The 24,580-nt window shown below is 68.0% G+C and carries 20 protein-coding genes; 5 read left to right on the forward strand and 15 right to left on the reverse strand.

Features of this window, described 5'->3' with window-relative positions; translation table 11 throughout:
• The first annotated feature begins 7 nt into the window (after nt 1-7).
• Nucleotides 8-682, forward strand: a complete 675-nt coding sequence (locus QP165_RS03965) for an EF-hand domain-containing protein (protein WP_333993949.1) — start codon at nt 8-10, stop codon at nt 680-682.
• 374 nt (nt 683-1,056) lie between these two features.
• Here QP165_RS03965 and QP165_RS03970 read toward each other — a convergent pair whose 3' ends face one another.
• The 3 genes from QP165_RS03970 to QP165_RS03980 are packed head-to-tail and all read right to left on the reverse strand — an operon-like array spanning nt 1,057 to nt 5,292.
• Complete coding sequence (locus tag QP165_RS03970; protein WP_333993951.1) at nt 1,057-2,586, reverse strand: DHA2 family efflux MFS transporter permease subunit; 1,530 nt, start codon at nt 2,584-2,586, stop codon at nt 1,057-1,059.
• A gap of 10 nt (nt 2,587-2,596) precedes the next feature.
• Nucleotides 2,597-3,862: an HlyD family efflux transporter periplasmic adaptor subunit gene (locus QP165_RS03975; RefSeq protein ID WP_333993953.1), complete on the reverse strand. Its 1,266-nt coding sequence runs from the start codon at nt 3,860-3,862 to the stop codon at nt 2,597-2,599.
• The gene (locus tag QP165_RS03980) at nt 3,862-5,292 is read right to left on the reverse strand and encodes an efflux transporter outer membrane subunit (RefSeq protein WP_333993954.1); all 1,431 of its coding nucleotides are present in this window, start codon (nt 5,290-5,292) and stop codon (nt 3,862-3,864) included. Before QP165_RS03980 ends, QP165_RS03975 begins: the two co-directional genes overlap by 1 nt.
• 101 nt (nt 5,293-5,393) lie before the next feature.
• On the opposite strand from QP165_RS03980, the gene QP165_RS03985 reads away from it, so the two are divergent.
• The 3 genes from QP165_RS03985 to QP165_RS03995 all read left to right on the forward strand — a co-directional run bounded on the left by QP165_RS03985 (nt 5,394) and on the right by QP165_RS03995 (nt 6,945).
• A complete protein-coding gene (locus tag QP165_RS03985) occupies nt 5,394-6,014 on the forward strand; it encodes a TetR/AcrR family transcriptional regulator (protein WP_333993956.1) in 621 nt (206 codons plus the stop codon).
• Nucleotides 6,015-6,107: 93 nt separating this feature from the next.
• Nucleotides 6,108-6,662 carry a PRC-barrel domain-containing protein gene (locus tag QP165_RS03990; protein WP_333993958.1) on the forward strand — a complete coding sequence of 185 codons (555 nt, stop codon included), beginning with the start codon at nt 6,108-6,110 and terminating at the stop codon, nt 6,660-6,662.
• A gap of 61 nt (nt 6,663-6,723) precedes the next feature.
• Entirely contained in the window at nt 6,724-6,945 is a 222-nt protein-coding gene (locus QP165_RS03995) for a hypothetical protein (RefSeq protein WP_156350021.1), read from the forward strand.
• A 43-nt stretch (nt 6,946-6,988) separates the two neighbouring features.
• On the opposite strand, the gene QP165_RS04000 is transcribed toward QP165_RS03995, so the two are convergent.
• Nucleotides 6,989-7,720, reverse strand: a complete 732-nt coding sequence (locus QP165_RS04000) for an SDR family oxidoreductase (RefSeq protein WP_333993960.1) — start codon at nt 7,718-7,720, stop codon at nt 6,989-6,991.
• Between the two features lie 179 nt (nt 7,721-7,899).
• Here QP165_RS04000 and QP165_RS04005 point away from each other — a divergent pair, with 179 nt between their 5' ends.
• Nucleotides 7,900-9,990 (forward strand): epoxide hydrolase family protein, encoded by a 2,091-nt coding sequence (locus QP165_RS04005; RefSeq protein WP_333993962.1) that lies wholly within the window; start codon nt 7,900-7,902, stop codon nt 9,988-9,990.
• Nucleotides 9,991-10,089: 99 nt separating this feature from the next.
• Here the strand turns inward: QP165_RS04005 and QP165_RS04010 are convergent, their stop codons facing one another.
• The 11 genes from QP165_RS04010 to QP165_RS04060 form a co-directional block, all read right to left on the reverse strand.
• A complete protein-coding gene (locus tag QP165_RS04010; protein WP_333993964.1) occupies nt 10,090-10,542 on the reverse strand; it encodes a GFA family protein in 453 nt (150 codons plus the stop codon).
• Between the two features lie 188 nt (nt 10,543-10,730).
• Entirely contained in the window at nt 10,731-12,452 is a 1,722-nt protein-coding gene (locus QP165_RS04015; protein WP_333993966.1) for a flotillin family protein, read from the reverse strand.
• Between the two features lie 14 nt (nt 12,453-12,466).
• Nucleotides 12,467-13,099, reverse strand: coding sequence for a YqiJ family protein (locus QP165_RS04020; RefSeq protein ID WP_333993968.1), 633 nt, complete (start codon nt 13,097-13,099; stop codon nt 12,467-12,469).
• A 485-nt stretch (nt 13,100-13,584) separates the two neighbouring features.
• Nucleotides 13,585-13,794, reverse strand: a complete 210-nt coding sequence (locus tag QP165_RS04025) for a hypothetical protein (RefSeq protein ID WP_056015433.1) — start codon at nt 13,792-13,794, stop codon at nt 13,585-13,587.
• A gap of 47 nt (nt 13,795-13,841) precedes the next feature.
• Entirely contained in the window at nt 13,842-14,909 is a 1,068-nt protein-coding gene (locus QP165_RS04030; RefSeq protein ID WP_333996941.1) for a histidine-type phosphatase, read from the reverse strand.
• Nucleotides 14,821-16,143, reverse strand: coding sequence for a Ca2+-dependent phosphoinositide-specific phospholipase C (locus QP165_RS04035; protein ID WP_333993971.1), 1,323 nt, complete (start codon nt 16,141-16,143; stop codon nt 14,821-14,823). The genes QP165_RS04030 and QP165_RS04035 overlap by 89 nt, the downstream gene beginning before the upstream one ends.
• Nucleotides 16,144-16,154: 11 nt before the next feature.
• Nucleotides 16,155-18,845: a TonB-dependent receptor gene (locus tag QP165_RS04040; RefSeq protein ID WP_333993972.1), complete on the reverse strand. Its 2,691-nt coding sequence runs from the start codon at nt 18,843-18,845 to the stop codon at nt 16,155-16,157.
• Between the two features lie 199 nt (nt 18,846-19,044).
• A complete protein-coding gene (locus QP165_RS04045) occupies nt 19,045-21,405 on the reverse strand; it encodes a TonB-dependent receptor (protein ID WP_333993973.1) in 2,361 nt (786 codons plus the stop codon).
• A 92-nt stretch (nt 21,406-21,497) separates the two neighbouring features.
• The gene (locus QP165_RS04050) at nt 21,498-22,016 is read right to left on the reverse strand and encodes an HlyD family efflux transporter periplasmic adaptor subunit (protein ID WP_333993975.1); all 519 of its coding nucleotides are present in this window, start codon (nt 22,014-22,016) and stop codon (nt 21,498-21,500) included.
• Nucleotides 21,979-22,812 carry a biotin/lipoyl-binding protein gene (locus QP165_RS04055; RefSeq protein ID WP_333993976.1) on the reverse strand — a complete coding sequence of 278 codons (834 nt, stop codon included), beginning with the start codon at nt 22,810-22,812 and terminating at the stop codon, nt 21,979-21,981. The genes QP165_RS04050 and QP165_RS04055 overlap by 38 nt, the downstream gene beginning before the upstream one ends.
• Nucleotides 22,809-24,566, reverse strand: coding sequence for a type I secretion system permease/ATPase (locus QP165_RS04060; RefSeq protein ID WP_333993978.1), 1,758 nt, complete (start codon nt 24,564-24,566; stop codon nt 22,809-22,811). The genes QP165_RS04055 and QP165_RS04060 overlap by 4 nt, the downstream gene beginning before the upstream one ends.
• Between the last annotated feature and the right edge of the window lie 14 nt (nt 24,567-24,580).

A 24,580-nucleotide genomic window follows, 5' to 3' on the forward strand; every position in this document is an offset into this window, starting at 1 on the left:
GACAGGAATGAAGTTGACGACGTTGATCGGGGTCGGTCTTGCGATCATCACCTCCGGCGCAAGCGCGCAGGACCGTCCCGCCAAGCGTGCGCAGCAGGGCCGCGGACAGCTGTTCATCAGTCCGATGGGCGAGCCGTTCCGTTCGACGCAAAAGCCCGGCGCGGCGCAGGCGCTGTGGTTCGCCGAGGCGGATGCCGACCACGATGGCCGGCTGACGGCGAGCGAGTTCCAGCGCGATGCGCTCCGCTTCTTCGCGATGCTCGACCGGCGTCAGGACGGCGAGATCGATCCCGAGGATATCGGCTGGTACGAAAACGTCCTCGTCCCCGAAATCCGCGTCAGGCAGGGGCGCGGCTCGAGCCCGCGGGCCAGTGGCGCGCAGAAGTCCGGCGATCGCGGCGAACGGGGATCGGGCGGCAAACAGGCGACTCCGCTTGCGTCCGAACGGCTGGGCGCGGGCAGATACGGCCTGTTCGATCTTCCCGAACCCGTGATCGCCGCCGACGCGAACTTCAACCGCGGCGTCGACAAGGACGAATTTGTCAAGGCCGCCGCGGTGCGGTTCGCCGCGCTCGATCGCAACCATGACGGTGCGATCACGCGTCGTGAGCTACCGCGCGCCGGCGCCGAGACGTGGCGCAACGGCAGCGACGCGACACCTGCGGTACCCGGCGCACGCTGAGCGTCCGCGCGTCACGAACACCGTGATAGTCGGGCACCTCGCCCGTCGCGGGTCCGCTCTCGCGCGCAGGGGCTCAGCCGAGCATCCCCGATATGATCCAGCGCCGGCTGATCGCGGACTTGACGATCGTGACGCCGCAACTGCGACACGCCGATCGCTGGACGAGGGCATCGGCGACGTCACGATGGCGTGATCGCGGCAGGTGTCGCCCGGTACTGCAGTCGGTCGATCGTGATGGCATCGGCATAGGGGCGCTCCGGCAAGACTGCGTGAACCGACCCCTCGCACCCGAACTTGTCCCGAATATTTCGGGATGATGTACGAACACCGCCATCCTATGCCCGACACCCTCCCGACACGGGTATCGACCGCGCCTAATGCGCGGCCGACGTGTCCACCGGGCGCGCGGGGCGCGGCGCCAGCCAGATGATCGCCGCCGACGCGAAGAAGATCACCGCGGCAAGTGCGAAGATGTGATTGGTCGCGAGCGCGAAGCTCTCCTGCTCGACCAGCCGTTCGATCATCCCCCGCCCCTGCTCCGCTGAGAAACCGCGCTGCGTCATCGTCGCGATCACCTGGTCGCTGCCGTTCAGCACGTTGGTCAGCTCGGCGCGGTTCTGCTGCGCGCCGTTCTGCCACAGCGTGCTGCCGATCGACGTGCCGATCGCCGCGGCGAGCGTGCGCAGGAAGCTCATGACGCCCGCGGCCGACGCGGTTTCGTCGGGATCGACCGCACCCAGCGCGATGATCGTCAGCGGGATGAAGAAGAACGGCATCCCCAGCCCCTGCACGAGCTGCGGCGCTGCGAGAATCCAGAAATCGGCACCGCTGAACCAGAAGGTTCGCAACACCGAGGTGAGCCCGAGCCAGAAGATTCCGAAGCAGACCAGCGCACGCGGATCGACCTTGTTGCTGAGCTTGGCGACGATCGGTGAGAATATCACCGCGAGGACGCCGTTGAACGCGGTGACATAGCCCGCGTCGGTCGCGGTGTACCCCATCGTCGACTGCAGCCATTGCGGGATGATCACCACCGATGCGAAGAACGTGCCGAAGCTGAACGCGAGCGCCGCGACCGCGACGCTAAACCCGCGATGGCGGAACACGCGCAGATCGACGATCGGGTTACGCTCGGTCAACTCCCACGCCATGAAGGTCGCAAAGCCGATCGCCGCGATCACCGCGCAACCGACGATGAAGCTCGACCCGAACCAGTCATATTCGCGCCCGAGGTCGAGCATCACCTGCAACGCGGCGATCCACACCACCATCAGGATCAGGCCGACACGGTCGATCGGCACGATTTCGGTCTTCGTCTCGGCCTGACGCAGCAGCGTGAAGACGCCGATGATGCAGAAGATCGCGATCGGCAGGTTGATGTAGAATATCCACGGCCACGACCAGTTGTCGCTGATCGTGCCGCCAAGAATGGGGCCGAGGATCGGCGCGGTCACCGTCGTCATCGCCCATGCCCCCATCGCAGCCGCACGCTGCTTGGGCGGAAAGATCGTCAGCAGCAGCGTCTGCGTCAGCGGCATCAGCGGACCGCCACAGAACCCCTGCCCGATGCGGAACGCGACCATCGAGCCCAGCGTCGGCGCGAGGCCGCAGAGCCCCGAGAACACCGCGAAGCCGATCATCGCCGCCATGAACACCCGGATCGTCCCGAACCGCCGCACCAGCCAGCCGGTCAGCGGCACGCAGACCGCCTCCGCAACCGAATAGGAGGTGACGACCCACGTCCCCTGCGTCGGCGACACGCCGAGACCGCCGGAGATGTGCGGCACCGACACGTTGGCGATCGTCGTGTCGAGCACGACCATGAAGTTGGTCAACGCGAGCACGAAGCCGGCGAGGATCAGGCGCGAGCCGGTCAACGGCTGCGCGGACGTGTCTGCGGCCATCGATCAGGTCCTAGCGGTTGCCGCCGCGCTCATCGCCGCCATCGTCGGCGATGTCGATCTCGGCATCCATCGACAGCCCGACGCGCAGCGGATGCGCGCGCAGTTCACGCTGGTCGAGCACGATCCGAACCGGCAGGCGCTGCACGACTTTGATCCAGTTGCCCGTTGCATTCTGTGCGGGGATCAGCGCGAAGGCCGACCCGGTCCCGCCCGCAAGCCCGACGACGCGGCCGTGATAGACGACGTCGCCGCCATGAAGATCGGACGTCAGCGTCGCGCGCTGCCCGATCCGGACTTTCTGAAGCTGGCCTTCCTTGTAATTGGCGTCGACGTACAGCCGGTCGACCGGGACAATCGACATCGCGGCGGTGCCCGGCGCAAGTCGCTGACCGATCTGGACGTTGCGCTGCGCGACGACGCCGTCGATCGGCGCGCGCACGACGGTGCGCGACAGGTCCAGCTTCGCCTGGCGCAGCTTGGCGCGTGCCGCGAGCACTTCGGGTGCGGTGGCCTGCGTCGTGCCGCGCGTCAGGGCGATATTGGCCGCACGATCCTTCTGCGCCGAAACCTGCGTTGCGGTCGCCTGCGCGATCCCTGCCTGCGCAACGGCGACATTGGCGCGCGCGGTCCGCAATGCGTTCGTCGCTGCCGTCACCTCGTCGCCCGACACCGCGCCTGCCGCGACCAGCGCCTGGCGGCGTTGATAGTCGATCTGCGCGCGCTCGAGATTGCCCTGTGCCAGCGCGAGCTGTGCACGCGCGGCGCCCACGTCCGCGCCGCGTGCGTTGGCCTGCGCCTGCAACGCGTCGCCCGTCGCCGCGGTCTGACCATAGCGGCGCTCGGCGCCCGCCAGGTCGGCCTCGGCCTGCGCAACCGCGATCTTCAGATCGGCGTCGTCGAGCCGCATCAGGACCTGGCCGCGCTTGACGCTCTGCGTGTCGCTGACGGTCACGTCGACGACCTGGCCGCTGACGAGCGGCATGACCTGTGCGGTCTCCGCCGCGACATAGGCATTGTCGGTGGTTACGCGCTTCGACAGCACCAGCGCGTCGTACAGGAAATAGGCGGCCGCCGCGATCAACACGACGAGCGCGACGATCAGGAGCAGCCGCTTGCGACGGCCCGGGTTGGCCGTATCCGGCTTGGCGGTCTCCGGCGTGTCATCGTCCGATCCGGCCTGGCCGGGGTCAGGCGCGGGCGGCCCCGCCTGCTGCGTGTCGGCCGCTGGCTTCGGCGCAAGGGCCCGGTCGCCGTCGTCGTTGGATGGGAAGGCCATTATCGTGTCCCACTGGTCGGGTTGAGGGGTTGAAAGCCGCCGCCGAGCGCGCGGACCAACTGGATGTCGAGCGCGAACCGCCGCGCATCGATCGCCGCGAGCGACCGCCGCGCGGTCAGCACCGTCTGCTCGGCGCTGAGCACGTTGAGAAAGGTCGAGAGCCCGCCACGATAGCGGAGTTGCGCGACGTGATAGGCACCTTCGGCATCGCGCAGCGATTCCTGCGCGTCGACCAGCTGCACGGCGACCTGCCGGCGACTGGTCACCGCGTCGGCAACCTCGCGCAATGCACCGATCACGATGCGGTCATAGGTCGCGACTGCCTCGTCATAGCGCCCGCGCGCCTGGCGATACTGACCCTGGATCGCGCCGCCGCGAAAGATCGGCAGGCTGATCGCCGGGCCGACATTGCCGATGCTCGAACCGCCCTTGAACAGCTGATCAAGCCCGAGCGACTGGAGACCGATCAGCCCCGACAGGCTGATGTCGGGATAGAAGTCGGCGCGCGCGACCTTGATCCGGCTTGCCGCGGCTTCGGCGCGCGCGCGTGCGGCAGCGATGTCCGGACGGCGCCCGATCAGACCGATGCCCGCGTCGCCGGGAAGCTCCGCGGTCATCACCCGCACGGCAGGCCGCGTGATCGACAGCGCGCGATCGGGGCCTGCGCCGACGAGTGCCGCGATCGCGTTCTTGGTCAGCGCGATCTGTTCGGCGTTCGACGCCAGATCGACCCGCGATGCAGGCACAGCGGACCGCGCCTGCTTGAGTTCGGCCTGCGTATCGAGTCCGCTCGCAACCCGGTCCGCGACGAGCCGTTCGGTTGTGTTGCGCACAGCCAGCGCGCGCTGCAGCACGTCCTGATCGGCGTAGAGACGCGCGAGGTCGGCGTACCTCGCGGCGATATCGGTCGCGAGCGTCAGCCTGGCCTGCTCACCCTCGATCCGCGCCGCCTCGGCCTCCGAGGTCGCGGCGACCAGCGATGCGCGGTTGCGCCCGAACAGGTCGAGGTCGAGCCCCGCATTGAGCGCGATCCGGCCGGCGTCGTTCCATCCCTTGGGGACGAACTCGGCAGGGATACCGTTGTTATAGCTCTGCTTGTTGAGGACGGCAAAACCATCGGCGTCGAGCGTCGGCTGATTTGCGGCCCCCGCGGACTGGACCGCACCCTGCGCCTGACGCACGCGCGCGGCGGCAATCGCGATGTCGGGCGCGCCCGCGGTCGCCTCGCCGATCAGCGCGTCGAGCTGCGGATCGCCGTACCGACGCCACCATCCTGCAGCAGGCCAGGCGCCCGCGGCCGCCGGGGCTGGCGATGCCGCAAGGCTGAGGCCGGACGCATAGGTTCCGGGCGTGGCGAGTTCAGGCCGCGGCCCCAGATCGGGAACCGCGCAACCTGCAAGCGCTGCCGCAACGCTCGCGCAGCCCGTCAATCGAGATCAGTTGCATTTGACTACCGTACTCCTCGGTACGGCAGCGACATGCTGCGGCGCCGCAACCTTGTCAATCTATAACCGTACTCTATAGTACGGCCATGGAAGACACCAAGACACGACGGGATCTGAACCGCGAAGCACGCCGGACCGCTATTGTATTGCTCGCTCGCGACATTTTCCTCGAACAGGGATATGCGGCCACGTCGATGTCGACGATCGCGACGCAGCTGGGCGGCTCGAAAGGCACGCTCTGGGCCTATTTCCCCCAGAAGGAGGACCTGTTCGCCGCGGTGCTCGACCAGGTGACAGGGATATTCCGCGAGACGCTGGCAGACGCGCTGCGCCCGGGTCGCGATTGCCGGACCACGTTGCTCGACTTCTCCGAGCGGTTTCTCGCCAAGATGACGAATCCCGACAGCATCCGGCTCCACCGGCTCATCGTCGCGGAGGGTGGTCGCTTTCCCGAAATCGGGCAGATGTTCTATGCCCGCGGCCCGCAGATCGTCCTCGATCGCCTCTCTGCGTATATCGAGGAACGGATGGCGGCCGGCGAGCTTCGTGTCGACGACCCGATGCAGGCGGCGATGAACCTCATCCAGCTGACGCAGATGCAGCAGTTCAAGCGGATCTGGGGAGTGGTCGGCACCCCGACGCGCGAAGAGATGCACGAACACGCGTTGAAGGCGCTCGACCTGTTCACGCGCGCCTACGCGCCCTGACGTAGACGGCGGTCGAGAGGCGCGCACCGCCGGCGGTTGAACCCTTCCCCCACGCGCGATAGGGTGAACGCCAGGCGACGATGAGGCAGGACAATGATCGCAGATACTGCCGGATGGCTCGCGCTGATCGCGACCTGCATCGCCGCGATCATGACGGCATCGAACCTGGGACCGCGCGTGACGGGCTGGGGGTTCGTCATCTTCACATTCGGCGCCGCCGCATGGATCGTCGTTGGCGTGGCGACCGGTCAGACGCAATTGCTCTATTCCAACATCTTTCTGGCGGTCGTCGATCTGTTCGGCATCTGGCGGTGGCTCGGCCGGCGCGCGAAGATCAGCGACACCGTCAGCGCCGAGGAGGCCCGCAGCGTCGAGGAGGACGGCGAGACGCTCTTTTCGGCCGCGATCCTCGACGGCCTGCCTGTCCTGTCGCAGACCGGCGTCGTCGTCGCGCATGCCGTCGACGCACTGGTCGCGTGCCGGGGCGGGCGGATCGACTATCTCGTCATCCGCGTCGGCGGGGTTGGCGGTCTCGGCGAGACTCTGCACCGGCTTGCATGGAGCCGCATCGTCGTCGCCGATCACGAGATCCGGACCGACCTCGATACCGCAGCGGTGGCGACGCTGCCCGTCGCAGATGCGCGTTGAGCATTGGCGCGCCGGCGAACATGCGATACCGCGCCGATCCCGAGCGAGCAGAAAGGTCCCCGTGACACCGACCGTCATTACCCCCAGCGGCCCCGGCGCGATGGAAGCCGGATTGATCCTCGACGAGGACGGTCAGCGCTTCGTCGTGCTGACCTTCAAGGAGCCGCAGGGCGAACCGGTGCTCGTGACTTTCACGGTGCCGGTCTTCCAGAATTACGTCGAACACCTCGTCCGCACTGCCAGGGCGGCCGGCGAGGAAGCGAACTGGGGCGTGCCGGGCTAGGCGGCGCCCGGCTCGTCTGCAGATCCACGCCCGGGCGAGCGCATCAGGGCGCAACCTGTCTGACCGGGCGGATCAGGATCTCCTCCACCAGAACGCGGGGCGGTTGCGCAAAGGCATAGACGAGCGCCTGCGCGACGTCTTCCGAGGTCAGCGCGTCGAGGCTCTCGCGACGCTCGCGCATTGCTTCGCTGACGTTCTCGCCGAACTCGGTCCACACGGCGCCGGGTTCGATCACCGAAACGCGGATCCCCTCCCCGCCCAGTTCCTTGCGGAGCGCATCGTGGAAGCCCACCACCGCGAACTTCGTTGCGCTGTAGACCGACCAGGATTCGGTCCCATAGCGTCCGCCGACGCTGGACACCGACGAGATCATCGCCCCGGCCCGACCCCGCATCAGCGGGATCGCGGCCTGCGTGCAATGGAGGACGCCGTACAGGTTAACGTCGATCATGCGCTTCCAGTCCGCAGGGTCGCTGGCTTCGAACCGCGCGTTCACGCCGAGACCCGCATTGTTGAACAACAGGTCGAGCCCGCCAAACCGCCGCTCGACCTCGGCGAACACTGACGCGACGGCTGCGGCGTCGCCGACATCGGCGGTCAGCGCGACCGCTGCATCGCCGAGATCCTCGACCAGCGCCGCGATCCGCTCGCGCCGCCGCGCGACCAGCACCACGCGAACGCCCTCGGACACGAGCAGGCGCGCAGTCGCCTCGCCGATCCCGCTCGACGCGCCGGTTATCACTGCGACCTTGCCGGTCAGGTCCTGCATCTTCATCGCAAACCATCCTCGCGTCTTTGTCCAAGCGCCTGACAACGCTGCTCCCCTGTGAAGGAGCCGAGATACCGGGTGTTCGTACGGTAGCTGACGCATGTGAACGCACCCGGGATTTGCGCGTTGGACACGGTATCGCGTTTCCGAAGCGCGTCTCATTCCCCTTTCGACAGGACCTCGTCATGGCAGAACCGTTCCTCATCGCCGTGCCGGACGACCGGCTCGCCACCATCCGCGCCAAGGTCGAGGCATTCGACTGGAGCAGCATGCCGGACGCAGGCGAGTGGAGATCGGGCGTCGGCCTCGCCGATCTCAAGCGCCTCGTCGATCACTGGCTGACGCGGTACGACTGGCGCGCGCATGAACGCCGGCTCAACGCCCTGCCCCAGTTCACCGCACGCGTGCAGGGTCAGCGCCTCCACTTCATCCACGTGCGTGGCGACGGCTCACGGCCCCCGCTGCTCCTGCTCCACGGCTGGCCCGGGTCGTTCCTCGAGTTCGAGAGCCTGATCGCGCCGCTCGTCGCCGATGGTCACGACGTCGTCATCCCGTCGCTGCCGGGCTATGCCTTTTCCGGGCGGCCGCTGTCGCCGATCGGGCCGCGACAGATCGCCGAACTCATGCACGGGCTGATGGTCGACCTGTTTGGCGAGCGACGCTACCTCGTCCAGGGCGGAGACTGGGGTGCCGCGATCGGCGGATGGATGGCGCACGCGCATCCCGAAGCGATCGCGGGACTCCATCTGAACATGGTGCTGCTGCAGGCCGAGGATGCGGTACCGAAAAAGCCCGAGGAGCTCGCCTGGGCCGCGCGCCGTGCCGAACTTGCCAAGCAAGAGACCGGCTATTCGCTCGAGCAGGGAACACGACCACAGACGCTCGGGGTGGCGATGTCGGACAGCCCGGTCGGCGTCGCGGCCTGGATCCTGGAGAAGTTCGGCGCGTGGGCTGACGTGCCGCGCGACACCCATGGCCGACCCGATCTGTGGCAGGCGTTCGACGAGGACCTGCTGATCACCAACATCATGCTGTATCTGGTCGAGGGGGCGTTCGTCACATCGACCTGGATGTACCGCGGTCGCATGCTCGAGGATTCGGGCACGTTTCCCGCCGGGACGTGGATCAAGGTGCCGACCGCGATCGCGGCGTTCCCCGACCCCGTCTTTCCGCCGCCGCCACGCTCGCACGCGGAGAAGACCTACGACGTCGTCCAGTGGACCGAGATGGCCGCCGGCGGGCATTTCGCCGCGCTCGAACAGCCCGGACTGTTGCTCGCCGACATGCGCCGCTTCTTCGCGTCCCGGTCCGCTTCGGACAAGGCCCCAAAACGCTCGACTGCGCTCCGTACGGCGGGGGTCCTCACCGCGACGCTGGCGGCAGCCGCGGCCTACACCCGCGCGACCGTCAGGCGGATCGAGCAGGACGTGCCAGCGGACGGGAGGTTCATCGACGTCGCGGGCGCGCGGTTGCATTATGTCGATCGCGGTACGGGCCCGACGATCGTCATGATGCACGGGCTAGGCGCACAGCTTCGCAATTTCTCCTACGGCGTCGCCGATGCGCTAGCGGACGACTACCGCGTCATCCTCGTCGACCGTCCGGGTTCGGGCTATTCGGTACCGACCGGCGAACAGCCCGGAATCTTGCGCCAGTCGGCGATCATCGCAGCGCTGATCGACCGGCTCGCGCTCGATCACCCGCCGCTGCTCGTCGGCCATTCGCTGGCCGGTGCGGTTGCGCTGGGGGTGGCTACGCACCATCCGGGCTCGGTCGCCGGGCTCGCGCTACTGGCGCCGATGACCCAGCCGCCGCGGTCAATGCCCGCCGCGCTCGCCCAAGGTATCGAGGACAGGAGCAGCGCACGCATGCTCTTCGCCAATGTCCTTGGTACGCCGATCAGCCGTGCGGCGTATGGCCTGCGGTGGGGCAAGATCTTCGCGCCCGACCCGGTCCCGGCCGATTTCGCGACCCGCGGCGGCGGTGCGCTCGGTGATCGCCCCGTATCGGTGAACGCGGCACTGGTCGAACTGGCGAGCGCCGACGTCGACCTTGCTGCGATCGCCGGCCGATATGGGGCCTTGACGATCCCCGTCGCGCTGCTCTTCGGCCGCGAGGATCAGGTCATCGCGCCTGCCTCCGACGGCGACCGCGCGGCCGCGGCAATCCCGGGCGCTTCGCTCGAGATGACCGATGGCGGTCACATGCTGCCGGTCGCGCATCCGCAGGCGACCGCGGCCTTCATCCGCCGATGCGCCGAACGCATGGTAAAATAGCGCTGACCACCGGACAGGCTGGCGCCTGACTTGCGGGAATGACAACCGAGGCGGTTTCCTCAAGGTCCGCCGCGGCTGTCATCCGAGCTCTCGCCGCGGTTACGATATCGTATCGAGGATCCCGGACGACTGGAAGGTCTCGACGATCTCGGCCGGATCGTCGAACTCCTCCTCGTAGCTGTGGGGCAATGTGAGCCGGGCCCATGGCATCGCGCTCCGGACGAAGATCTGCGCGACCGGTCTGACCCACCGCGTGTCATCGAGCGTCGACGGCCGGACGATCACCATGTCCGGCGATCCATCCGTCGTGGTGTGCGTCCACACCGCGCACGTCCCACAGCGATATGCGCGGCTCTCGTTACCGCTGTCCGCCGTTTTCGTCATGACGGCCGGCTGCCCCTCGAGCGAGAAGCCGTCCTTGTCGACCGGCATCCCGAGCGAGAACGCGCTCGACGTCTGTTGCTGGCAATCCGTGCAGTGGCACGCCATCACGAACAGCGGCGCCGTCGTGACGTCGTAGCGGATGGCGCCGCAGCGGCATCCGCCAGTCATTCGAAACGTCTTTTGCCCGTCGCGCATTCGTAATTCTCCTCAGCGGATCAACCGCTTGAGGAGCCAGATCGTTCACCCCGACGCCTCGCAGCGCGCGGACAAGCGCTATAATCCACGGGGATTGGCCGTGCCGGCCGTTAAATAGGCCTCGCAATAGGCCAACGGATGACGAAGGCCGCCCTGTCGTTTCACTCCGACGCGGTCGCTGATCCGCCGTTGAGGGCAGCAGGCGTTTTGGGGAGATCCGCGTGTGGCGCTCCGTCAGCGTTGCTCCCGGCGAGCATGCCGTTCAACGAACTGCCCGTCATGCCGAGCTCGGCCATCAAGCCGTCGATCAGCGGGCCGCCGACGCGGTAGCGCATCGCTGCGGCAACGGCCGCGTCGGCGAGATTGCCTTGGCCGCTGCTCGCCGCGGCATCGCCGCCGTCGCCGTGAATCCCCCTGGCATCGACGATGCTGATCTTGTCGATGTTCTCCATCGGCTTGCTCGCGGCGGCGATGATCGCGGGGAGCGCTTCGAGCATCGCGCGACGGACCAGCAACGCGGTCTGCGCGTCGCTCAGCAGGTTGGTCGCCTCGTTCAGCGAAGCCTGCCCCGCCGCATCGACCTTGAACGCCGCCTCGCGTCCCTCTGCGCGCGCCTTTTCGGCATCGGCTTCGGCGGTCGCTTCGGTACGCAGCGCGCTCGCGCGTGCCTCGGCGGCCTCCTTCTCGGCGGTCGCGGCGACGGTGATGCCGACGGCCTCTTCCTGCGCACGCTGCGTGGCGGCGATCACCGCGACGTTCTTGTTGCGGTTGGCGATCTCGGTCGCCTTGGCCGTCGCGACGCTCTCCTCCGCCCGCACAGCAAGCGCACGCGCCTCGTTCGCGGCCGCGGTGGCGGTCGACTCCTCCTCGGACTTCTGCGCGGTCTGCACGGCCGTCGTGATGCGCGCGATCTCGATGGTGCGGTCGCGTTCGATCGTCGCGGTCTGGATCGCACCGTCGCGCGCGATCGTCGCGGTCTTGATGACCTTGTCCGCCTCGGTCTGCGCGACCGTCTGCGCCTGGTTGGCGGTGATGCGCGCGATCTCGGCGAGGCGCGTCTGCTCGGCCTCGGCGGTGGCGATCGCGGTCGCCTGTTCGGCACGGCGAGCCGACAAGGTCTGCTCCTGCGTCAGTCGCGCCTGTTCAGCGGCCTGCGCGATCTCGAGCGACTGGTTGTTCGCATCGAGGTTACGCTGCTCGATCTCGACGCGGTTGGTCGCGACGATGTCGTTGCGGATCTTCTTGCGCTCCTCGATCGTCCGCGTGAGCACGGTCAGCCCCTCGGCATCGAACGCGTTGTTCTCGTTGAAATGCTCGAACGCGGTCTGGTCGAAATGCGTGATGCTGACCGACTCGAGCTGGAAACCGTTCATGTCCAGGTCGGTCATCAGCGCCTCCTGCACCTTCTGAATGAAGTCGGCGCGGTTGGCGTGGAGATGCTCCATCGTCATCGTCGCCGCGACCGATCGCAATGCCGAGACGAGCTTGCCGTCGAGCAGCGACTTTACTGCGTCGGGGCTGTTGACCGAGTCACCCAGCGTCTGCGCGGCTGCGGCGATCGATTCCGCATCGGGCTTCACCTTGATGTGGAACAGCCCGACAACGTCGACACGCAGCTTGTCGAGCGTGATGAGCGCGTCCTTGTTGAGGCGCGACACCTCCAGCTTTACGGTCGTCAGACGGACCTGCATCAGTTCGTGAAGCACCGGGATCACCATGATGCCGCCGTTGAGCACAACCTTCTCGCCGCCAAAGCCGGTGCGGATCAGTGCCACGTCCTTGGTCGCGCGGCGGTACAGCCGGGTCAGGATGATGCCGATCACGACCAGCGCGAAGAGCACGATGCCGGCGTAGATCAGGACGTTCAGAAGCTGTTCGGGCATGAGACCCTCCCCGGTTATGATTGTGGTCGGATCGGCTGAAGAAGCGCGTTCGCCTCGGGCAGCGCGTAGAAGAGTTTGCCGTCGCGGCGGACGATGAGCGCGGTCTCGCCGGCGGCGATCGCGTCGGTGTCGTCATGCGGCTCGACCATGATGAAATGCGCCTGGCCGTGCTGGTCGACGATCTTCGCGCGGGCGGGCGATCCGCGGCGGGCGGTGCCTTCCAGGATGGTGCCACGGCGACGAAGGAAGTCGTCGGTCGAGATCACGCTGGTTTCGAACCCGGGCATGATCCGGGCAAGGTTGTTGGCGGCGAGCGTATTGAGCGGTATCCCGGCGACCAAGGCACCGCCCGAGGCCAGCCCCCAGTGCAGCGTGTCCCCGGTCAGCGCGGTCGCGACCTGCTGGATAGCGATGCCGGCAAGCGTGAAGCAGCCGAGCAGCGACGTCAGCCAGATCAGGATCGGCAGGTCACGACCGATCCCGAGCCAGTCGAGCAGGCCGCCGCTTTCGGCATCGGCATGGAGGTCGGCGTCGAGATCGAGCTGCCCGAGCCCCAGGCCGACCGCCTCGATCACCCCGATCCCGATCATCACGACGAACGCGATCGCGAACGGCGCATAGGCGGGCGTCAGGAAGATCGCGAACATGCACGCTGGCCTTGGTTCTGCATCGGCAGACGCGTAGCCGACAGATCGTAACGCTTCGTTACGAAACACAGCATGACCTGATTTCCGCGCCTCATGCGACCGATGTCCCCCGCAGCATGGCTAGGCCGACGTCGCGGCGACGACAACGCAGGCGGGCGAGAGACCGGCCGGGTTTGGATATAAAAGCTGCACGGAATCTGCACGGCAACCGGACACGGATCACATCGGCTCCGCGAGCGGGCCGGGACCGTCCTGGTCACGATCCGGGAAGACAGCTGCCAGGCCGATGCAGGACTGATCGCCATCCGTCTCGGCCTCGCGATCTCACGATCGTTGTTGGAGGCGGCTTCGGGGGAATTGGCGCTGGTGGAGGGAGAAGCGCTGGGGTTTGTCGTCCGCCTGCCCGTGAATACCGGACGAGCATGACAGCATCGCACAAGCCGGTTTAGCCTGCGCGTCGCCACGGCCGCGGTACGCCCGGCACTTCAGTCGCGTGGAGCGCGCGCGATTATCGCCTGCGCCGGACGCAGCCGGGCCTTCCAGATCTTCACCGAAGGGTGCCCGGCGGCGAGGCCGGCGAGACGGCCTTCGATCTGTGCCACCGCCAGCTTTGCCGCCTCGACCTCGGCAAGCGTCGGCGGAGGCTGGATATTGGCGCGCGCATGGGCGCCGGTGCGGCCTTTGCTCTTGGTCATGGCGCCCCTGATGGTCCGGGACGGTCGCTCCGGTCAATGCGGGAGCATCAAGAAACTGCCGGTCGAAGCGGTGCTAGGCGCGACCGGAGCAGCCGGTCAAAGGTCGCGGCGGGACACGGTGCCGCGCAGCCTGGTATCTTGAGCGCCACGAGCGACGCCGACCGCCCGAGTTCGCGCAGCGTCGCGGGCGACTGCGTGCGGTACGACATGCGCACGACGCGGGCGCCGGTACGGACGTCGTGCAGTCGCTCGACGAGCAACGCTCCACCCGGCGGGACGTCGTTCGTCGCATAGCCGGGTGTCTTCAGATCGATCCGCAGGGCTGCGGCGAGTGCGGTGACGTTGGTGTCGTGGCCCATCAGCACCGTCAGCCGCGGCCCCTTGTCGGACAGCGCAGAGAGGACTTCCCGGCCGAGCGCTGCTGTCTGATGCGCGGCCATGTACGGGGGACGGGTGAACACGGCAAACAGCGCAGCGTGAAGCGCGCCGAGCTGTTTCAGCGTCGCAGCATCCGCCCTGCCCCAGCCGACATGCTCGCGCGGCAAACCCTCGACCTCCTGCAGCAGCAGCACCTGCGCGATGCCCGATGCGGCGCGGATCGGTCCGGCGAGAACGAGGTCGTGGCCGTCGGGGCTCGCGCCGACGGCAGGCGCTCCCGCGGACAGGCATCCTCCTGCCGCCGGGGTGCAGCCGAGCACCATGTCGAGCCGGGCGAGCGCGCCCCGATGACGGCGGGCAAGCGCGGCCATGCCGCCCGTGTCACGGTTGATCGCTGCAATCGCGGCCGCCGCGTCGAACGCGGTCGCCCGCGCACGAAGCGGTTCGAAGATCGGATCGATTGTGCCGAGCGGCTGATGCTCGACGACGAGCGCGCAACCGGGGGCGAAGCCGTCCGCATACGCGCTGCCGCTGGCGATCGTCCGGGCCGACGTGTTGGACCTGATCCGGACGCCATCCCCCGGGCAGCCGTTCGCCGCGAACAGCCCGTGCGCCGCGAGCAGGCGCCGGTCATACGCGGCGACATGCTCAAGCGCACGGACGCCGTGCGGGGTAATCCGGCTTTCCGCGACCGGCCATAGCGGCCAGGGCGCGCGCGTTCGCGTGCCCAGCGGCACCTCGCCATCGAGCGGCGCGCGGATGCCGTGCCGCATCACCAGCACCGCCCGCTCGACCACCAGCGCGCGCGTCGGCGCGGCGCTTGCGACCGGTCCGGGCATCACCCCCGCGGCCGCGCACAGCGTCGCGAGCACGGTCAGCAGGCGCGGCACCCTCACGGCCGCACCCTGCATCCGCCGGCAACGCGCACCGGGCTGCACCGCGCCATCGTCCCCCCGGCAGCGTGACCACGAAGCCCGTCGCCAACGGATCGGGGGCGCCGGGATAATAGTCGGTGCTGACGGCCTGCGCGCCGCTGGCCATTGCCGCATCCGCCTTGGCGTGGTCGCGGCGGCGCGCCTCGACCGTGTTCGCATCGGTACGCGTCCGCACGATCACGCCGTCGCGCACCCAGCGCGTGATCTGCGCTGCGTCGCTCAGCGGGTCCTGGACGATCTGGATCGCGGACTCCGGCTGGTCGTCGGGATACCAGCCGAACATCGCCCGACCGGCAAGCGACGGATGGCCGTCGCGGTAGACGTCGGACACGGGCTTGCGCACGTCGAGCAGCACGTAGATCCGGCCCCGTGCCGCCGCCAGCGTCGGCCAGCCTTGCGCGTGCACCGCGTCGCGCAGGGTGGGCGCCGCACCGCGCACCTCGTCGGGGGTGATCAGCCGCTTGCCGGGCAGCACCGAGCGGATCTCGCCGTCGAGCGCGTCGAGCAGCCGCGCGTCGTCGAGCGCTATGGGGGCGGTAATCCCCGGGCGATCTGACGGCGTGTCGGCGGCGTTGATGGTGATCATGATCGGCAGATGCCGCGGGTGCGCGCGCGACCAGCGATCCACCTCGCCGAGACACCGTACCAACGTCACGCAGCTGCTCAGATAGTCGACATCGGGAATGTGGAAGACCTTGAACCCCGGCCTGCGCATCGCGGCCTCGTCGAAGCCGGTTGTCTCCCCCGCCGCCTTCGCCAACGCCTCGCCCTTTGGCGACGCGTACCGCCCGCCCCGGGGATCGGCGAACACGTCGATCTCGATCTGGCGCACCCCGCGATCGAGCTGCTGCGCGAGCGGCAGGTGATAATAATCGAGGCCTTGCGCGAGCCGCGGGTCGGCGGCGCGGATCTTCGCCATCACCGCGGCGGGGATCCGTGCCTTGAAGCTGTTGTGCGAGCCGACGACCTGAATGTCGTTCATCGCCCGCTGCGCCGCCGCCCCGGTCGAGACCAGCGCGACGGCGGACAGGATCATTCCCCTGAGCATCAGAACTGCGCCCGCACGCCGAACAGGATCGTGCGGCCGTAATTGTTGATCTCGCCGAACTGAATCTCCCTTTCATTGTAGCTGTAGCTATTGGCATTGGCGATGTTGATCGCCTCGACGCTGAAGGTCAGATCGTCCGTGGCGCGCACCGAGATATTGCCGTCGAGCGATCCGAACGCCGCGACATAGGTCGGCACCTGCGTGGTGCTGCCGATCCCCGCCAGATATTTGTCGCGCCAGGTGTAGGAGAGCCGCGCCGCCAGCGGCCCCTTGTCGTAGAAGCCGACGACGTTGAAGCTGTTCTTCGACAGGCCGATCAGCTGGTCCTTGATCGGGCGCGCGCCGGCGGTGTAGCTCGCCCCGACCGAGGTGTGCGTATAGGATGCCTGGACGCCCAGCCCGTCGAACGGCGCGGGCAAGAAGGTGAACACCTGGTTATAGGCGGCTTCTGCGCCATAGACCTTGGCACTGCCGCCATTGACCTGCGTGCTGAGCAGCACCGTGCCGCGACCCGGGATCTCGACATTGATGTTCTGCGCGGTGATGTAATCGTCCATCGCCTTGTAGAACAGCGCGCCGGTCAACGAGCCGGACCGGTTGAAATACCATTCGAGCGATCCGTCGAATTGGGTCGCGAGGAACGGTTGCAGCGCGGGGTTGCCACCGCTCGCGGTCGGCTGGTCGGTCGACACGCTGATCTGCGGCGCGCTCTGCGTCACGTTCGGGCGCGTCAGCACCCGGCTGGCGGCGAGACGCCCGACCAGATCGCGCGTCAGCTCGGCGCGCAGGTTGAAGCTCGGCAACCAGTTGCTGAACGTCTGCGGGAAGCTAGCCGGTGTCGCCACGCTGCCGGTGGTCAGCGTGCCGCTCGCCACCTGATCGGTGTGGACATAGCGGACGCCGACATTGCCGCTGACCGCGACGCTGCCGAGCGGGAAGGCATAGTCGGCACGGACATAGCCGCCCGCGGTCTTTTCCGTGACGACATAGGAGGCGCGCAAATCCCCTGGCGACAGCGGGCTGTTGGCGATCGCGGCGGTGAACAGCTTGTCGTAGAAGACGCTCGTGATCGGCACGAGCCAGGTGCGCGGGATGTTGCCGCCGACGCCGGACAGGAAGTCGTCGAACGGCAGCTCCTCGAAGCCGTTCGGTGCAAAGCCGGTCAGCGACGTGTTGGCCGCGGGGTTCACGGTGAAATCGCGACGGCGGTAATCGCGTTTGCGCCAGTGATATTCACCGCCGGCCGCCAGTTTGGTGATGAGGCCGTCCATCTCGTGATCGACGTCGAGCCGGCCGTAGGTGTCCCAGTCCTTGCTGTTCTTCGGCGCGATGTTGAACGGGTAGAGCGTATAGTTGGCGGGATCGAGCACGTTGACCGGGGTGGAAAGCGACGGCGCCACCTTGTACCCGCCCGACGAGTCATAGCTGAGCGGCGCGAAGAACTGGATGCGGCTTCGCACCGTGCCCTCGGCGTAGCTCGGGTGATAGCTGTGCGCGAACGACCAGTTGGCATTGGCGACGACATGCCAGCCCTCGGGGGTCCAGGCCTGTTTCAGCCCGACCGTGATCAGGTCGTGACGGTTGAGGCTGTATTCGCGCGTGCCCATGAACCGCACGTCGTTGATCGTCGCCGCAATCACGGCATTGCCGTCGAGCTTGACCGATCCGGGCACCAGGACGGGCCGGTGACCCGCGACGCTGGCGTCGTCGGGATAGATGTCGAGCCCATATTCGTCATAGGCGATGTCGAGCCGCGTCGCGAGCACGTCGAGCGTGGTTTCCAGCTCGGCGCTCGGCTTCCACTGTGCCGAGATCAGCCCCGACAGGCGCTTGCGATCCTCGGTCTCGACGGTCGGCCGCGTGCGCCCCGGCGTATAGAAACCGGCGCCGAGCGCGGAGGCGAATTTGTCGAGATACCAGCCGGTATTGTACGACCGGTCGTTGCGGACCTGCTTGCCCCAATATTGCGCGGCGGCGAGGATCCCGAAGGTCCCGTCCTCGGTCGTCGCGCTCGTCAGCGCGGTCGCGTTCGGTTTCACCTTGTCGGTCAGCGTCGTGTAGGTGCCGCGCAGGTTGACCGTGGTCTTCGTGCCGACGTCGAGCGGACGGAACGTCTTCACGTCGATATTGCCGCCCAGCGCGCCCTCGGTCATGTCCGGGGTCGGCGTCTTGACCACGTCGATCTGCGACACGAATTCGGCGGGCAGCATCTCGAACCGGAACTGACGTCCGTTCGCGCCGCCATTCTCGATCAGGTCGTTGATCGCCACCGGGCGGCCGTTGAGCAGCGTGCTCTGGAACTGCGGACCAAGCCCGCGGACGCTGACGTACAGCCCCTCGCCGCGCGGGCGGGTGATCGTGACGCCGGGAACGAGCTGGAGCGCTTCGGCCACGTTCTGCGCGGGAAACTTGCCGATGTCGGTGGCGTTGATCGCGTCCACCCCGTAGCCGGCCTGCCGCTTCGTCTCGGTCGCGGCGGCAAGGCTTTGCGCATAGGAGCCGGCGATGACGATATCCCCCGCGGCATCGGCGTCAAGATCGGCGGTCCCCGCCGTCGGCGCAGGTGTCGGCGTCTGGCCAACCGTGCCGGGCGTGCGCGCGTCGGTCTGCGCACGGACCGGCTGCGCGGCACCCAGAGCAGCAAGCGTAAGCGGCAGCGTCGCCCAGAGCAGGCGTGAATAATGCAACATGTCGTGTGTCCCCCCTCCAAGCCAACCGGCCCGGACGAGCGGGGATTAGAGAGCGCCTGTTGCAGTTTGGCGGCCTCGCCGTGTCGTCGTCATGACCTGCGCGCGTCAGATTTGTTGCTCCACTCCTCGCACTCGCGATTGTCGTCGCGCGTGCATCGGCAGTCCGGGACGGCGACGCGCGCAATCGCTCACGCCCCCCTCACAATCCCCGGGTTACGCGTATCCCGACCGTCCGCGGTGGGCCGACGAGATACGAGAAATAGCTGGTCGCGGTGGTGTTGCCCGGCGACGTCGTGAATTCCTGCCCGAACACCGGAACGGCATCGAACAGGTTGGTGACGAACAGGTCGACGCCAAGCCCCTCGCGCCTCCGCACGCCTGCGGAAACATCGACCAGCGTATAGGCCGGACGCGGCAGCACCTCACCCTCACCGAACCCGCTGTTCGACGCGCCGACGTGACGCGCCGCGGCGAACAGGCTGGCGGTCACCCCTGCCGTGAGCGGTACCGCATATTCGCCGCGCGCGTTCCACGCCCAGCGCGGCACGTCGAGCACGCGCGATCCCGCGGGCAGGATCAGGTTGGGGACGTCGTTCCGGTAGGTCGCGTCGGTGAACGAACCACCCGCATGAAGATCGAGCCCGCGGATCGGCGATGCTGACAGCTCGAGCTCTCCGCCCCGGCTGCGGACGCGACCGGCGTTGACGGTGAAGGAAATCGTCGTCGCGTTGTTGATCCCGCACGCGGTCTGGAACGCCTGCTGATACGCCTTCCAGTCGATCGCATAGGCCGCGCCGTTGATCCGCAGGCGGCCATCCCACAGGCTGGTCTTGGCGCCGATCTCGTAATTGTCGGTCCGGTCGCTGTCATAGGGTGGCGGTACGTCGGGGATGCCCGCCACGCGACGTTCCGCGGGGGAGCAGATAGCGTCGGTCACGGGTGCGTTGACGCCGCCGGTGCGGAACCCCTGCGAATAGCTCGCATAGACCATGGCCTCGCGGCTCGGCGCATAGCTCAGCGAGATGCGCGGCGTGACGCCGTTCTCGCGGTTGCGTTCGTCATAGTCGTAGGCGAGATCGCCCCCTGCGACGCCACCGATGCCGTACCGCCGGCTCGCCTCGCGCTGGCGATAGGCAAAGACCCGCGCGCCCGCGGCAATCTTGACGCGTGGCACGACCGCATAGGTCAGCTCGCCGAACGCCGCGACCTCCCGCTCGCGAAAGCGCACCGTGGCGTCCTGGATGACGGCCGGGCTGCTCGCGCCGAGCGGCAGCGGCGCGGGCACGCCGAACAGGTCGGCAACGGTGATCGTGCGCCCGGACTCCTGGCGAAGCCCGCGGTAGAAGCCGCCGAGGACATATTGCAGCGGGCCGGCGCCGTCGGACACCGCGCGCACCTCCTGCGTGAACTGTTTCGTGCGACCGAAATCCACGAGCGGCGTCGGGTACAGCGTGCCGCCGGGTCCAGGCCCGACGACGGCTTCGACGATCGGCGAATCGAACGCGGTCACGTCGAACGAGAGCCGGTTGCGGCGGTCGAGCCAGGACGAGCTGGATGACAGCGTGAACCCGCCAAGCAGGTCGAACCGGCGCTCGACCAGAAGCGTGCCGATGGCGAACCTGTCCTTGGCGAACGTGTCCGCGTACCGCGCCTTCAGCCGCGCCCGCTTGCCGAACGTCACGTCGCTGTGCGGCCGATCCGCGTTGCTGTAGCCGTCCTGCCAGATCAGCGATGGCGTGATCGTCAGGCTCGGCGTGACGTCCCAGCGCAGCGCGGCGCGAACGGTGGCCGTCCGCGTCCAGTTGACGTCCTTGCGGACCGCCGACGTTCCGGCGTTTTCGGTCAGGTTGCCCGTGGTCGGTCGCAGATCGTCGATCCATCCTCCCTGCCGGACGATCCCGCCCGAGATGCGCAGCGCCAGCGCATCGGCGACAATCGGCAGGTTGAGCATCGCTCTGGCGTCCCGGCTCGTGCCGCCATCCTTGACCGTCGCGACGCCCGCCTGTCCCTGCGCAGCGATGGCCGTGGCGTCGGGCTGGTTCGTGACGATGCGGACGAGGCCGCCCATCGTCGACGATCCGAACAGCACGCCCTGCGGCCCGCGCAGGACCTCGACGCGCGCGACGTCGAACAGCTGCGGATCCGGCTGGGAAAAGCCGCGCAGCGCGCGCGTCTGGAGCGGGGTTTCGTCGAGATAGACCCCCGTGGTCGGCGACTGGACGAAGCCCACCCCGCCGACACCACGGATGATGTATTGCGCATTGCCGACGCCCGTCGTCGCGAACGCCACGCCCGGCACCGAGTCCGCGACGCGCGAGAAATCCTGCGCATCGAGGCGGCGCAGCAGCTCGGCAGGCAGGATGGTGACGCTGGCGGCCACGTCCTGAAGCGCCTGCGGACGCTTGAGCGCGGTGACGATGATGTCGGGTGTTTCGAGTATGGCTGGCTGCGGCGCGGTCGCGACCCTGGTTTTGGATATGTCGGCCTGCTGCGCGAACGCGGATGTCGAGAGCAGCAGGTTTGAGACGGCGATCGCCGCCGACGAGGGAAATCGGATCATGGATATGCCCTTGCCCCTTTCGTGAAAGCGAACCGGCGTCGACGAGGATCGCGACCCGCGGTGTCGCCCGACCGGCCTGCCGTCGTCCAGTCTCAGGCCTCCCTGCCCGCTTTCCAGATCCCGTCTATCACCGGGCCCAGCAGGTAATCGAGCGCCGATCGCCTCTTCAGCGGGATGAGGATCTCCGCGGGCATCCCCGGTTTCAGGGCGCCCTTACCCTTGAGTGCCGTCAGCAACCGGTCGCTGTGCGCGAGCAGCGATGCCTCGGCGCGGTAATAGCGGTTGCCGGTCCGTTCCTCGGTGAAGCTGTCCGCCGACACCGACTCGATGCGCGCATCGAGAACGGGCATCGTGCGGTCGTGAAAGCCCGAAAAGCGGACCTGCGTCGTCTGCCCCGCATGAAGATCGTCGGCGTCGTCGGGGGAGACCTGCACCTCGACGACAAGCTGGCGCTGCTGCGGGACGATTTCCATCAGCATCTGCCCGGGCGATACGACGCCGCCCACCGTGAACACCGACAGGCCGACGATCGTACCCGTCACCGGCGCGCGGACCAGCGACCGCGCGAGCTGCTCACGCGCGGCGAGCAGCTTCGGGCGGAGCTCGTTCATCCGCACGAGCAGGTCGCGAAGGCTGCCTTCGACTTCCTCGCGCTGCCGGCGATCGACCCCTGCCGCGGACAATTGCGCCTCGCCGATCGAGATCGCGGGTCTGCAGGATCTGCGCGCCGAGCGCGCCGCGTTCGCCATCGAGCGCTGCCTGATCGCGTTCGAGCGCGCGGATCCGGTTGACGGACGCATAGCCCTTTTGCGCGATGATCCGCATGCCCTCCAGCTCGTCGGTCAGCAGCGAATGTTGCCGGCGGTTCGAGTCGATCTGCTGCGTGAACCCGCCAATCTGTTCCTGATTGGCATGCGCCCGCTGCATCCAGACCGCCTTTTCGGTCTGCGCCGTGCGCAGCCGCGCGGTCAGCCATAGCCGCTGTCCGCGCAGCGAATCGTCGGCGAGGATGCGGTCGGCGGCAGGCAGGTCGCGAAACTCGACCGGTTCGACGATGACGCGGCGCCCCTCGCGCTCGGCATGTAGCCGCTCGCGCTGCGCGTAGAGCATCAGCAATTCGGAGGTCATCCCGCGTTCGAGCGCGTGCAGGTCGGCGGACGATATCTCGAGCAGCACCTGCCCGCGGACGACCCTGGCGCCCTCGCGAACGTGCAAGGCGGTGACCACGCCGCCGTCGCGGTTCTGGACCGCCTGCCGCTTGCCCGAGACCATCACCGTGCCGTGCGCATAGACGCCCGAATCGAGCGGCACCATGGCGGCGCCTCCCAGCAACCCGATGAAGAACAAGGCGGCGACGCGCAGGCCGAGCCGGATCTCGCTCCGCGGCGTGTGGTCGATAGCGGTCATGCCGTGGCTCCTTTCAATCCGACGACGTTGCCGGAGGTTTCGCCCGCGCGTTTGGCCAGCACCGCCAGCACGTCGTCGGCGGGGCCCTGACAGTCGACCGCGCCGTTGCTGAGCACCAGCAGGCGATCGGCGGCAGCCAGCACCCCGGTTCGATGTGCCGCCACGATGACCGTAGCGCCCCGCCGTCGCGTCGCGTCGAGCGCGCGGATCAGCGCCGCCTCCCCCTCGGCGTCGAGTGCTGCATTGGGCTCGTCGAGGATCAGGATCGCGGGGTCATCGAACAGCGCGCGCGCGAGCGCGACGCGCTGACGCTGGCCGGCGGACAGCGCGACGCCGGCACGGCCGATCGGGCAGTCATAACCGCCTGGCAGCGACAGGATCAGCGCGTGACATCCCGCCACCTGCGCCGCGGCGATCACGCGGTGATCGAGGTCTTCGTCCTGATGCGGATCGGCCGCCGCGAAGCGTGCGATGTTCTGCGCGATCGTTCCCGACAGGAACGCCGGCTCCTGCGGGACATAGCCGCGGTACGTCGCAAGCCGTTCGGGGTCCCACATGCCCGTGTCGGCCCCGTCGATCATGACCATGCCCGCTTCGGGGGTGATCCCCCCCGCCAGGACGCGGATCAGCGTGCTCTTGCCGGCACCCGACGCGCCCACGACCCCGAGCATCTGGCCGGGCTCGACATCGAAGCTGACGCCTTTGAGGAGCACGCTCGATCCATCGGGGCTGCGGACCACGATCTTCCGTGCGGAGACGCGGCCCTCGGGCGCGGGCAGCGCGGTCGCGACCGACGCGACGCTCGTGTCGTCGAGCAGCCGCTTCAGCGACGCGATGGCTTCGCTCGCGTGCTGCAGGTTGGCCCAGCCGCCGATCAGCATCTCGATCGGCTGCAGCGCGCGGCTCAACAGCACCGACGCGGCGATGATCGCACCGACGGAGATCTGCCGCTCGATCGCGAGCATCGCCGCCACGCCGAGCGCCAGCGACTGCAGCAGCAACCGCATGAACTTGGCGATCGCGGCGAAGCGGACCGTGGCCATCTGCGCGCTGGCGGCTGCCGCCTGGCCCTGCGCGCGCTCGCCGATCTGGCGATCGACCATCGCGGCCCCCATGCCGAGCGCGCGAATGAGCTCGGCATGCTGCGCGATCTCTTCCTGTACGATCGCCGATCGCGTCGCGGCACGATGCGCCGTTCGCGTGAGCCGGCGCGTCGCCCGGTCGGAAAACACGGTCAGCAGGACGAGGATCGCGCCGGCACAGACGACGAAGAGGCCGAGCAGCGGATGGATGAGAACCGCCGCGATCACGTAGATCGGCGTCCAGGGTGCGTCGAACAGGCCGATCAGCGTCGGCGCGGTGATGACGAGGCGTACCGTATCGAACTCCCGCATCGCCTGCGCGGAGGACGGGTCGCCACGCCCGCCCTGCCCCTTCGCGATCAGCCGCGCCAGGATCGTCCGCGCGAGACGGTCGTCGAGCTGGAGCGACGCCTTGACCATGAGGCGCGACCGCACCGCCTCGAGCATCGCGATCGTGGCGATCGCCGCCGCCAGCACCAGCGTCAGCGCGAGCAGGGTTACCACGCCGCCCGTCGGGACGACGCGGTCGTATACCTGCATCATGTACAGCGTGGGGGCGAGGTACAGGATGTTCACCAGCGCGCTGAACAGCAGCGCGGCGATGAAATGCCCCCGACACCCCGCCAGGGCCTCGCGCGCCGCCGCCGGTAGCCTGTCACCGAAGTTGCTCACCGTTTCGCTCCCCC

It is taken from the genome of Sphingomonas sp. 22R3R2A-7 (assembly GCF_036856055.1).
GTDB lineage: Bacteria > Pseudomonadota > Alphaproteobacteria > Sphingomonadales > Sphingomonadaceae > Sphingomonas.